Source organism: Acidobacteriota bacterium (assembly GCA_012517875.1).
Lineage (GTDB): Bacteria > Acidobacteriota > JAAYUB01 > JAAYUB01 > JAAYUB01 > JAAYUB01.
Map to the genome: position 1 here is coordinate 57,599 of JAAYUB010000085.1, position 12,083 is coordinate 69,681.

At 66.9% G+C, this 12,083-nt stretch carries 9 protein-coding genes and 1 tRNA gene; 5 read left to right on the forward strand and 5 right to left on the reverse strand.

All coding sequences use genetic code 11. The features are described from left to right. Nucleotides 1-54: 54 nt before the first annotated feature. The 3 genes from GX414_08980 to GX414_08990 are packed head-to-tail and all read right to left on the reverse strand — an operon-like array spanning nt 55 to nt 3,434. Nucleotides 55-1,125, reverse strand: coding sequence for a glycosyltransferase family 4 protein (locus tag GX414_08980; protein ID NLI47228.1), 1,071 nt, complete (start codon nt 1,123-1,125; stop codon nt 55-57). Between the two features lie 13 nt (nt 1,126-1,138). Further along, nucleotides 1,139-2,224, reverse strand: a complete 1,086-nt coding sequence (gene cax, locus GX414_08985; GenBank protein ID NLI47229.1) for a calcium/proton exchanger — start codon at nt 2,222-2,224, stop codon at nt 1,139-1,141. A gap of 58 nt (nt 2,225-2,282) precedes the next feature. After that, nucleotides 2,283-3,434 (reverse strand): DUF1624 domain-containing protein, encoded by a 1,152-nt coding sequence (locus GX414_08990; GenBank protein NLI47230.1) that lies wholly within the window; start codon nt 3,432-3,434, stop codon nt 2,283-2,285. Nucleotides 3,435-3,706: 272 nt separating this feature from the next. Between GX414_08990 and guaA the strand changes: the two genes are divergently transcribed. From guaA to GX414_09005, 3 genes are all read left to right on the forward strand, one after another. Beyond that, the gene (gene guaA / locus GX414_08995) at nt 3,707-5,527 is read left to right on the forward strand and encodes a glutamine-hydrolyzing GMP synthase (protein ID NLI47231.1); all 1,821 of its coding nucleotides are present in this window, start codon (nt 3,707-3,709) and stop codon (nt 5,525-5,527) included. Nucleotides 5,528-5,693: 166 nt separating this feature from the next. Further along, nucleotides 5,694-5,791 (forward strand) — tRNA-Sec (locus GX414_09000). A 127-nt stretch (nt 5,792-5,918) separates the two neighbouring features. Beyond that, a complete protein-coding gene (locus GX414_09005; protein ID NLI47232.1) occupies nt 5,919-7,088 on the forward strand; it encodes a hypothetical protein in 1,170 nt (389 codons plus the stop codon). Between the two features lie 249 nt (nt 7,089-7,337). Here the strand turns inward: GX414_09005 and GX414_09010 are convergent, their stop codons facing one another. Together GX414_09010 and GX414_09015 are read right to left on the reverse strand one after the other, a co-directional pair. Next, entirely contained in the window at nt 7,338-8,372 is a 1,035-nt protein-coding gene (locus GX414_09010) for a phosphotransferase (protein NLI47233.1), read from the reverse strand. Nucleotides 8,373-8,436: 64 nt separating this feature from the next. Beyond that, nucleotides 8,437-10,815: a DUF4922 domain-containing protein gene (locus GX414_09015; GenBank protein NLI47234.1), complete on the reverse strand. Its 2,379-nt coding sequence runs from the start codon at nt 10,813-10,815 to the stop codon at nt 8,437-8,439. A gap of 221 nt (nt 10,816-11,036) precedes the next feature. Here GX414_09015 and GX414_09020 point away from each other — a divergent pair, with 221 nt between their 5' ends. Beyond that, nucleotides 11,037-11,327, forward strand: coding sequence for a PilZ domain-containing protein (locus GX414_09020; protein ID NLI47235.1), 291 nt, complete (start codon nt 11,037-11,039; stop codon nt 11,325-11,327). Nucleotides 11,328-11,385: 58 nt separating this feature from the next. After that, entirely contained in the window at nt 11,386-11,844 is a 459-nt protein-coding gene (locus GX414_09025) for a thioredoxin family protein (GenBank protein NLI47236.1), read from the forward strand. The last annotated feature ends 239 nt before the right edge of the window (nt 11,845-12,083 follow it).

Genomic DNA, 12,083 nt, shown 5'->3' on the forward strand with positions numbered 1-12,083 from the left:
GTCTCAAGCGGGAGATACAACGGCTCAACTTGACCAATTCACCGACTCACCAGTTCATGAAATCCGCCGGAACAGTGTCTGCAGGGACTGGGCGGTCTGCGTCCACGAGAAGCCCGCGGCGCGAACGCGGCCGGCGGCGCCGAGCACCCGGGCCTCCGCCGGATCGCGGAGCAGCCGCACCAGCAGTGCACCCAGCTCGCCCGGATCCTCCCGCCGGGCGAGCAGGCCCGTCTCGCCGTCACGGACCATCTCGGGGATCGCGGTGGTGTCGAGCGACACCACCGGCCGGGCGGACGCCATCGCCTCGAGGAACGCAAAGCCGAATGTCTCGTGCCGCGACGGCAGGCAGAAGACGGCGGCACGGCGGTAGAACGTCGGTAAGGCGTCGGGCGGCTGGTCGCCGTACCAGGCGATCCGGCCCCGGCCGGGGTGTGCGGCGATTGCCGCCGCGAGCCAGCGGTCCAACAAGCCGGCGCCCACGATCTCCAACCGGGCGGCGGGCACTTCCCGGATGACGTGCGCGAACGCGGCGAGCAGCAGGTCGAGGCCCTTGCGCGGATAGAGGCGGGCCACGCAGAGGATGACCGGCTCATTCGCCTCCGCCGGCAAAGCGGCCTGCAGCTTCAAATCCCAGTCGGCCAGGTCGATGCCGAACGGGACCACCTCGATCCGCCCCGCCGGCACGCCATAAAGCCGCGCCACGGTGGCGGCGGCGAAGCGGGACGGCGCCACCACGACCGCCGCGCGACGGGCCGTCCGGCCCTCGAGCTGGGCCAGCTGAACCAGCGTCCAGCGCACCGGGCCCCGTTCAAAACGGACGATGTCGGCCAGCACGCCGCCGTTGACCTGCACCAGCGGCGGACCGCCCCGGGGCAGGGCGAACCCGTCGAAATCGAATCCGGCGACCACCGCGGCGCCGGCCAGATCCAGGGGACGGAGGCGGTGGTTGAAGGCAATCCGGGCGACGGCGTTGCGGATGTAGCCGGCCCGGTCCCGCTCCGGACACACGACGCGGACGTCCTCGCCGACCGCCCGGAGCGCGTCGCGGCAGCCCCGCACCGAGGCAGCCACGCCGCTGCCGGCGGTGCCCGCCGCGTGCCAGGAAGTCAGCAGAACAACGCGCACGGACACCACCCCGTCAGGCGTGGGGCAGGAAGTAGAAGACGATGCCGAGAATGGCGTAGACCGACAGCAGCTGCACCCCCTCCAGCCAGTTGGACTCGCCGTCCATGGTCACCTGGGCGGAGATGGCCACCGCCAGCGCCACCGCCAGCACCTCCGGCAGGGTAAACACCAGGTTCATGGGCCGCGGCCCCACCACCAGCGACGCCAGCACCAGCACCGGCGCCACGAAGAGCGCGATCTGGGTACTGCTCCCCAGCGAGATGCCGATGCTCAGATCCGTCCGGTTCTTGAGCGCCGCCACCACCGCGGAGCTGTGCTCGGCGGCGTTGCCGATGATGGCCACGACGATGACGCCCACGAACACCCCGGTCATACCCATGGCCTCGGCGGCCGGCTCCACCGCCCCCACGAGGATTTCGCTGATCCAGCCGATCAGCGCGGTGCTCCCGGTGAGCACGACCAGCGCGGTTCGGAGGCTCCAGCCGGGGCCGTGCGGGCCGTCCGGGTGGACGTGCGAACCGCTGGTGAACAGGTGGCGGTGGGTGCGCAACGAGAAGAGCAGGCCCAGGACATAGGTGACCAGCAGAATCCCCGCGATCTCCAGACTCATGCCGCGCTCGAGCAGCGGCGCCTCCTGGCCGCCCAGGTAATGGTACGCCGCGGGCACGATGAGGGCGATGGCGGCCAGGGTCAGCATATTGGCCTGGCTGCGGGCCGCAATCGGGTTGAAGGTCTGGATCTTGAACTTCAGGCCGCCGGCCAGGAACGACGCGCCCATCACCAGCAGGATGTTGCCGATGATGGAACCGGTGAGCGACGCCTTGACCACGTCGTGCAGCCCCTGCTGCAGGGCCATCAGGGCGATGATCAATTCGGCGGCGTTGCCGAAGGTGGCGTTGAGCAGGCCGCCGACCCCTTCGTTGGTCCGGGACGCCAGTTCCTCGGTAGCGTGGCCCAGCAGCCCGGCCAGCGGAATGATGGCCAGGCAGGCGGCGATGAACACGGCCGCCGGCAGGTTCGATACGGTGAACTTCAGGATCACCGCCACCGGCACGAACACCAGCAGCCAGTTCAGAGACGGTTTGAGCCATGTGGGCATCGCGTCACTCCCGATACAAAATTTCACGTCGCGTTGCAGTGCCGCTCCGGCCTGCGCCTCACCCGGCCGGCCGGAGGACGAAGATCAGGACGTAGAAGACCATCGCCGTGGCCAGTGTCCACCGGGCCCGACGGGGACTCTCCAGCTTGAGGTCGCGCCACATCATGGCCGTGCCGTACATCAGCGGGATCAGCGTCGCGGTCACCAGCGCCACCGCCGCCGGACCCCAGCGCGCCTGGCTCAATTGCCGCAGACCCGGATTGTAAATCGTCCCGTACACGATCACAAGGTGCCAGTAGTAGACGAACAGCGCCTCCTGGCCGCAGCGCTGGAGGACGCCACCCAGCGGCCGCCGGGACAACCACTCGTTAAGCCCATACAGCAGGGCGAACCCCGCGGCGACCAGGCCGGTTCGGTAAAGGCAATGGCCCGGCGAGGAGATCCACCACCGGGTCTCGCCGAAGAAGGTGAAGCCGGTCGCTTTGAGTATCACGGCGACCAGGGCCGTCCCGAGCCCCACCCACAGGTACCATCGCCGACGGTCATCGACGTTGCGGGCGCCGAGGAAGCCCGCGGTGAGCGCCGCACCCGCGAAGAAGTAGCCCAACCAGGGAAACAGGCTGAAACGCACCTGTGGCGGTGAGCCAAAAAACGGCGCCAGTGCGGGCGGCAGCACCGCCGCAGCGTCCCAGGCATGCACCAGCGGCGTCAGCAGGAAAATGGCCGCCGCAGCAGCGGCAAAACCCGCGATCAGCATGCGCCGGACTCGGACGAGCAGGGCCAGGCCGAGGGCCAGCAACAAGCCCAGGCCGATCACGTGGAGGATATCGGACTTGAAGATTCGCTGCAGTCGGTCATCGGGCAGAGCCAGCAGGGCGCGCAGCGATCCGGCGGGCAGATGCAGACTGTAGGAGAGCAGGATGATCAAGCCCGCCCGACCGAGGAAGCGCCGGAACGCGGGCCCCCGGCGGCGATACTCGTCGCCCTTGCGCTCCAAGCCGAGCCAGAACCCGGCACCGGCGCAGAAGAGGAACGACACGGCCACGAAGCCGTTGGTCATGTCCAGCAGGGTGAACAGCGGATTGTGACGCCAGACCTGGGCCAGGCAGGCGTTGACCACGTGGGCCTCCACCATCCCCATCACGGCGAGACCGCGCAGCACGTCGATGAACACCAGCCGGTGCGACCGGTTGCCACCGACTCCCGTCACGGGCAGGTTCCTCCTCGGACGTCCGCCGCCCGGGCGTCGCCGCCGCCCGGTGCGACCGGTTTCAGATACAGGTTCCCGCTCAGTCTAGAGAAGCACCGGCCGGAAATCAACCGTTCGCTCACGCCGGCCGCAGCCGGCCTTGCGCGCGAGGTCGGCCGGTGGCTGCGTGTCATACCGCCGCGCAAAAAGGTGGCTGTCGGAGCCGGCGTTGCGCTACAATTCGCCAACGCCGGTGACCGGCCGGCGGATCTCACCGAAACAGGATGGATCGCATGGAACATGATGCCGTCGCTGTCATCGACTTCGGCGGGCAGTACGCCCATCTCATCGCCACGAAAGTCCGCGCCCTGGGTGTGCTGGCGGAGATCCGCCAGCCCGAGGACCCCGTCGAGCGCTTTCAGGCCTATCGGGGGATCATCATTTCGGGCAGCCCCAGCCTGTCGGCGTTCGGCGAAGACGCCGACTACACTCGGACGATTTATGACCTGCCGGTGCCCATCCTGGGATTTTGCTTCGGGCATCAGGAGATCGCCAAGCACTACGGCGGCCAGGTCATCCACGGCGGGCGCGAGTGGGGGCCCGCCGACCTGCATCTGATCCACTCTCATCCGCTGTTCGAGGGACTGGGCCCCACTGAACGTGTCTGGATGAGCCATTTCGATTCGGTGACCGCCGTCGGCCCCGATTTTGAAGAACTGGGCTACACGCTCTCCGGCACCGCCGGTGAGCGGCACGGCTTTGCCGCCATCGGCTCGGACCGACTGCGCCGCTACGGCTTCCAGTTCCATCCCGAGGTGGACGATACGGTGCACGGTGAACGGATGATCGCCAATTTCGTGCTGGGCATCTGCGGCTGCCGGCCCACCTGGACCACAACCAACTATGCCGCCGAGATCATCGGCCGGGTGCGGGCCCAGGTGGGGGACGGCCGGGTGTTTCTGCTGGCCTCCGGCGGCGTGGATTCGACGGTGGCCGCCCGGCTGCTGGCCGAGGCGCTGGGGCCTGACCGGCTGCGCCTCCTCCACATCGACAACGGTCTCATGCGTCAGGACGAGAGCCGGCAGGTGCTCCACAACCTTGCCCAGATGGGCCTTGGCGCCCAGACCCATTTTGTGGATGCAACCGACGAGTTCTTGACCGCGCTGGCCGGCGTGACCGATCCCGAGACCAAGCGCCGCCATATCGGCGCCACCTTCGTCACCGTCTTCGAGCGCGAGGCCCGGCGCATGGGCATCACCGACCACCTGCTGGGCCAAGGCACCATCTACCCCGACACCATCGAGACCGGCGGCACCCGCCGGGCCGACGTCATCAAGACCCATCACAACCGGGTGCCGGTGATCGAGGAGATGATCGCCGCCGGCCGGGTGGTCGAGCCGCTGGCCGAGCTGTACAAGGTGGAGGTCCGCCGGCTGGGCGAGGCGCTGGGGCTGCCGCCCGAGCTGGTGTGGCGGCACCCGTTCCCCGGGCCGGGGCTGGGGATCCGCCTGCTCTGCGCCGACGGCGGCGAAGACGCGGCGGCGCTGGCGCCGCTCGGCACGGCGGCCGCCCCCATCGCCACCCGCTGCGGGCTGACGGCGACGCCGCTTCCCGTCCGCTCGGTGGGCGTCAAGGCCGACTTGCGCTCTTACGAGCATCCGCTGCTCCTCACCGGCGCCGGGCCGTGGGATCGGGTGGTCGAGGCCGCCGGACAGATCTTCCGGACGGTAGCCGGCGTGAACCGCTGCGTCTGGAACCTGGAGTCGGAAGCACCGCCGGAGATCCGTTCCGCGGCGGCTACGGTGACCCGGGCGCGGCTGGACTTGCTCCGCGCGGCGGACGCCTGCGTCATGGACGCTCTGCGCCGCCACGGGCTCTACGCGCAGATCTGGCAGTGTCCGACGGTCCTGGTTCCGCTCACGGCGCCGGGTCGGGGGAACGAATTCGTGGTCATCCGGCCGGTGCTGTCGGAGCGGGCCATGACCGCCGCGCCCGCCGAGCTGCCGCCGGCGGTGCGGGCGGAGCTGCGCGATGCGCTCCTGGCCCTGCCCGGCGTCTGGGGGGTGGGCCTCGACGTCACCTCCAAACCTCCCGGCACCATCGAGTGGGAATAAGCCGGCGGCAGGCGCCAGCGAAATCCGGAGCCGGCGTTCGGTAGTCGCTGTCAACTCTCGATGGCTGGGCGTGGCATCAGGCGTCAGCTCGATTCGGCTACAGTTCGGATTGAGACCCCGAGGCCGCTATGCGATAATAGACCCGTCCACTCCACGGGCGCCCCACGGAGGCGAATCGGGACTGGTGTTCTGCGCGGTCTTCAAAACCGTTGAGGGGCGTTGAGAGACGTCCCTGGTGGGTTCGATTCCCATGCGCCTCCGCCATTTTTTCCTTGGCTCCGCCTGACTCCTTGTCTGCTTCCCCCGACAACACAGCCCACCGACAGACTGTTTTTTACATGAAACGCTTCCGTCTGTCCGTCTAATGAGCATTACCTCAGGAGGTCTTGTCATGAAATGGAACCTGATTGTCCGGACGTTGGCTGCGCTCGGGTTCTTGGCGGCGGCCGCCGCGCTCGTCGCTGCCCAAGGCTCGGTTTATTATTTCCCCCACGTGGCCAACGGCGAGACCGGCTTAAACCGGTTCTGCAACACCCTGTACATCCTCAACCTGAATAACGAATCCGAAGACGCCGAGATCACTCTGGACTTCTTCAAAGACGACGGTTCGCCATGGGTGATCAACATCTACGGCGACCGCTACAATGGCACCGGCTCCAGTTTCACGCAATCGCTGGGTGACGGCGCGACTGCTTATTCAGCCACCAACCCGTACAACCATGACCTGGAGGTTGGTTGGCTGCGGGTCACCTCGTCCCGGCCCATCTGGGTGTCGTCCACCTACATCTTTATGGACTGGGACTGGAACCCCATTTGGGAGGCCGGCGTCCTCCCGGCCACGGCTTCGCGCTTCTTCGCTTTCCGGGCTCCCATCACCCCCCACCCCCTCGTCGGCGACACGCTGAACACCGCTTTGGCGATCGTCAATCCCGGTGACCAGCAGGTGGAGATTAACCTGCGTCTGTACAAGTTCGGAGAATTAGTGGCGACCAAACGTGTCAACGTGCCCGCTCTTGGACATGTTGCCCGGTTCTTGTCTGAAATTTTCGAAAACGACAACGACGTCGACGGGGAGTCCTTCCACGTGGAGGTGGACGCCGGCTTCCCGGTGGCCGTCGTCGGTCTGTTGAGTCGGCACAACATGTCGGTCTTTTCCTCGATCCCGCTGGAACCTTCCGGCACCCTGGTTCCCAACCGGATGGCGGACATTCAGGGCAACGAGTCGGAGGCCACCGGCCGACTCATCACCCCGCCCGTCGAAATCACCGGCAACCTCGTGGCGAACAAGGACTATTTCAAGGTGGATCTGTTGGCCGGACAGGTCGTCAACATCCTGGTGGTGTCCAGTCAGCTGGGCTCGGGCCTGGATCCGCAGCTGACGCTATTCAACAAGTTCGGCACCCAGGTGGCCTACAACGACGACATGAGCACCGGCTGCAAGGATTCGTTCATCAGTTACACCGTGCCGTCGGGCGGCAGACATACCATCCGCATCAGCTATGGCGCGGGCGGCGGCTTCGGTCCTTTCGATCCGTACCGGCTCATCGTCTCCGTCCGGTGATCCGGCCCGGCACCATCGCTTCAACCGGACCATTCATCTGACAGCAAGACCCGCCACTACCGGTGGCGGGTCTTGTTTGAACATAGCGGTTGCCACATTTGACGAATGCGGCCCGTCCGCAGACTGAATCGATTCGCCGCTCCGGCGCGCTGCGTCATCCCGTGACCGCTGGCCACACGCGCGCGTTCAGTAAACGCGCGCAACGCCCAGTTGCTGAAACTCGCGGCCGGAGGCTGCGCGGTACGGGTGTCACAGCTTCCAACCCACCTCGCGCACCAGGCGGCGGATGGTTTCGGCCAGGACCGGAAAGGTCTCTAACTCCGGATACTGACCCAGCAGCCGGCCCAGCAGGTGCACCCCGCCGGGGATGAACTGGTAGAAATAGCTTTTGCCGGCGGTGCGGGTGAGATAGCCGTAGGCGCCCAGCGCCTGCATCAGCCGGTGGACGGCCACGATGGGAAAATCCGCCCGGAAGCGTTTTCCGTCGAAGCCCGGCTCCAGGGCGCGGGCCCGCTCCACGTAGCGGTCCACGAGATACGCCTGCAGTTCGGCGTCCAGCACCACATACGGGTCGTACACCAGCGAGGCCAGATCGTACTGGCGCGGGCCGCGTCGCCCGCCCTGAAAGTCGAGGTAGCGCAGCCGGGATCCTTGAACGGCGATGTTCTGGCTCTGGAAATCCCGGTAGAGGAAGTGCGGCGTCCAGAGGGTGTCCACCGCGTCCGCCAGACGGTCCAGGTCCAGGCTCAGCGGAACCGGATCCCACTGGAGAATGTCTTGCAGGAACGCCTGCTGGAAGTAGCCCGATTCATGTCGCCGGACAAAGTCACGCCGGTAGTCCGGGTTGTGGGTGCGGCTGGAGTCAAAACCGGGCGAAGCCTTGACGTGCATCCAGACCAGGTCGTCCACGGCCAACCGGTACAATGCCTTGATCGCCAGACCGCGCCCCAGGCGTTGGACCTCGTGATAGAGGAGGGTTTCCCCCACATCCTCCATGACGAACCAGCCGCGAGCGCGGTCGGCGGCGAACACGCGCGGTACCGGCGCGCCGGCCTGCGACAGACAGAGGGCGATATACAGAAAGGAGTCGTTCTCGGTGATGCCCCGGTTGTCGGCCGGCGGCGTGTCGCTGAGCATTCCCACGAGGCTGCGGGGCGGTTGGCCCAGGCGGAAAAACGAGCGCCGCGAGCCGCCATGGCCAATCTCCCAGGGGTCCTCCGCCGGCGCCGGAATGCGAAACACCTGTTCGTAAGTCTGACGACAATAATCAAAAAAAGGCAGCATCCGAAAAGTCCCCCTGACCGTTGCCTCCATCTTAATGCGCGCACTGGGTTTTCGGAAGTGAAAACTAGCGGTAGAGCCGGACCAGCTTGGCGCCCCGGTAGTAATGCGTCAGGATGTCCGCATGGCCGGCGCCCTGCACCGCCATCACCGCGGCGCCCACCTGACAGAGGCCCACTCCGTGTCCCCAACCGGCCCCCCGGAACCGGAAGCGGCGCGGCGGTCCGCCGTCGCCGCCTACGGGATCCACGACGAAGGCCGAGCTGTACAGATGGCTCGGGGAGAGGGCCCGCCGGATCTCCAGCTCCTTGCCCAGGAGCAGGCGGCCGCGCGTGCCCACCAGCAGCAGGCGCACCAGGCGGCCGGAGTGGCCGCGCTGCAGCGGCACCAGTTCCTGCAGCTCGCCCGGGTCCCAACCGGTCTTGCGACGGATGGTCGCTTCCAGCTCGGTCCGCTCCACATCGAGGTCCCAGCGATAGAACGCGCCCGTCTCCAGATCGTAGTCGGGCAGGATCCGCCCGAGCACGCGCCGGTCCCGTGTCCGGCAATACGCGTCGGGCTCGCCGCGGATCCATTCGGCCGCGGCGGCCTCCACGGTCAGGTCGGGCGCGGCCGCGGCTCCCGCCGGTGCGCAGCGGACCGGTTCCAGCCCGGCCACCGGCACATCGCCCCATGCCGAGGCGTACGCCTCCGACATGCCGCCGCAGCATTTGGCGAACCGGGCGTCGAGCACCTGGCCGGCCACCGCGAGCACCAGCCCGCGGGTGGCCGCGATCACCTCTTTCACCGCCGGCCGATCAGCCCGGGCCAGGCCCTGGTACCGCTGGCAGTGGTCGTCGGCGCAAAGGTCAAACCGGTCGTGGCGCGTCCGGTCCGTCCAGCTCCATCGTCGACCGGCCAGCGGCGGGTACGCCGCCGCGGCGAGCGGGCCGACGCGCGCGCGCGCCGCAAGCTGAGCCAGAGCCCAGCTCCGCGAGATCACCGCATGCGCCTTGAGAAATTCCAGCGGCGCGTCGGCGCGCATTTCCGATGCGATCACCGATTCCAGGTAGCGCTCCAGCGGCACGCCGTTGACGACCGTCAGGGCACCGGCGCCGTCCGACAGCAGCGTCAGCGAACCGGCGAACGTCTGGTTCTCGCGGCGCTCCCAGTGGAAGTCCGCACCGATGGTCACGTTCCGGAGCTGAAATCGGCCGGCCGCCTGGTCGGCTGGCTTCAACCGCAGCGTCTCGTCACCGGCGAAGGATTTGTCCGCTCCGACCAGACGGACTTCCGCGGCCACGCCGCACGCGGTGTAGCTTCCCGGCGGCACTATCCGGTCGCCGCATTGCCATGCGCCCGCCAGAACCACCTCCACGACCGGCCGGGCTTCCACCAAACCCACATCCACCTCCGGCTCGGCCACCGCCGCCGGAGCCGCCGGCCGGTCGACGGCGGGTGCAGCCGCCGCTCCGTCGATCGCATCCAGGGGCAGGCACACCTCTTGAAAGATCGCGGCGATGGCCGGCGCATCCAGCCCTTCGAAATCGCAGCGGCGCGGGGTGACGATGACGCCGGCCAGATCGATGGCGCCCGGGCTCACGAGCACGCCGTTGCCCGGCGCCACGGCGTAGTTGGAAGGCCGGTGACAACGCCGGGGAAACAACGCGATCGTCCAGCCCGTCTGTCCGTACCAGAGCAGGAGGTTGACGAGCGGCTCGGCTCCCGCCGGGTTTGCCGGCAGACGATGCAGCCATCCGACTACGGCTTGCCGGAGCTTCTCCTCCCGTTCCCCCTCCAGGACGATGACTGTGCGGCTATAACCATCGATGGTGAACGCCGCCACTCCTTCGATTGCGGGCAGCTCCCGCCGCCGGTCGGCCAGGGCGGGCTCGGCCAAGTGGTGCACATCCGCCTCGATGAGGGTGCTGTACCGCGGGATGGCCTGGAAGTGCAGATGATCCGGCGCTGACGCGCCACAGCAGGGTCCGTTGTAGAGCAGGCTGAAGCGGCCGGCCAGCCGCCGCGCCAGCGGGAACATGGCCGGCAGGCAGGGAGCCAGCGCCTGGGGACGGTGGTCGCGATGGATTGCCACTGGATGCGGATAGAAGATCGGAAACGGATTGAGGAATAGGGCGAAATCCCCGTCCACCGCCAAGCCGCGTTCCGGCGGCGGCATCTGCTCCGGGCAGAGGAAGCAGGCGCGCCGACGGATGGACGCCGGGTCCACGGGCGCGGCCACGCTGGCCTCGCGGGCGGGATTGTATTCCAGCCGCACCCGGAACGCCCCGAGCGCCGTCTCTCGGTAGCGGCAGGCGAACCAGGCGTCCCGAGCCCGCCGCAGCTCCGGCCAGGCGGATTCCTGCTGGACGATCAGGCGGTCTAGCCGCGCCGCAAGGTCGTCCCTGTCTGCCGGCTCCGGCGGTCCGAGCAACTCGGGCGCAACCAGGTGTTTGTGCCAATCCATAGTATCCCTGCTACCACAGGCTGTGGCGCCGACCGACGGCCGTGCGACCCATGATCCCAAAAACGGATCCTGAAAGCAACGGACTGAATACACCGGGCCGTTTCCGTCATCTGAATACAAGGCCGGGCGCCAAGCGCCCGGCTTGCGGCAAGCGAGGGAAATGAGTTGCTTTTTGCTCGATTCCCTGCATACAATTAGGGAAAGTCCATGGGAGCATTCGGGTGGAAAACAACCAGCGCCGCAGCAAACGCGTTCGCACCAATTTTTATATGAAGCTGAAGGGCGTGGACGTGCACGGCAAGTACTTTGAGGAAGTGGTACAGACCGCGAACATCAGCAAGACCGGCGCTCTGTTCGTCACTGAACGCGACCTCGAGGTAGGCACCAACGTGTTCCTGTCGATCCCGCTGCCGTCCACGGTGGTGCGGATCGAAAAGTTCGAGAATTCCCGAGAGAAGAAGTACGCAGTCTATTTCAAGCCGTATCAACCCGAGGAAGAAGAGAAGAAGTAACCGCCGACCCGCCGCGTGCGTAACATCCCGTATTAATCCATTGTGCGAGGAGAACCCAATGAATCCCACCCAACGCCTGCTATGCCTGGGGATCGCCATCCCCTTGCTCCTGCTGTTGTCCACAAGCTGCTCGGCCGTCCCGCCGGTAACGGAATCCACCGCCGCCTCCAACGAGACGGTCATCGGACACGGCGCCGAGCTCAACCTCAAGGATCATCTGGTGAACGGTAAGACCGTAATCTTCGACTTCTTCAGCGAGTACTGCCCGCCTTGCCGGAAGATTTCTCCGCTGCTGGCCCGGCTGGATACAAAACGGGACGATCTGGTCGTGGTCAAGATCGACATCAACCGGAAGGGTGTCACCGGCATCGACTGGGGCTCCCCTGTCGCCCGCCAGTACAACCTGCAAAGCATCCCCCATTTCAAGATCTATTCGCCCGAGGGCAAACTCGTCGCTGAAGATGAGGAGGCCTTCAACCAGGTGATGAGCCTGCTGGACAAAGAGGGAATCAAGTAGCGCCTGCTTCCGTCCGACTGTCCCGAACAGAGTGCCCCTCGCCGCCCCGGCCCGCCGGGGCGGCGGTTTGTTTGCGCAGCCATGAATGAAAAACGCCCCGCCGAAAGGCGGGGCGTTGTGTTCGCGGTTCGGTTCGACCGAATGGGATCAGTACATCCCACCCGGGGGCATGCCGCCGGGCCCGCCGGGCATCGGCTTCTCGGGCTCGGGCAGCTCGTGAACCGTGGCCTCGGTGGTCA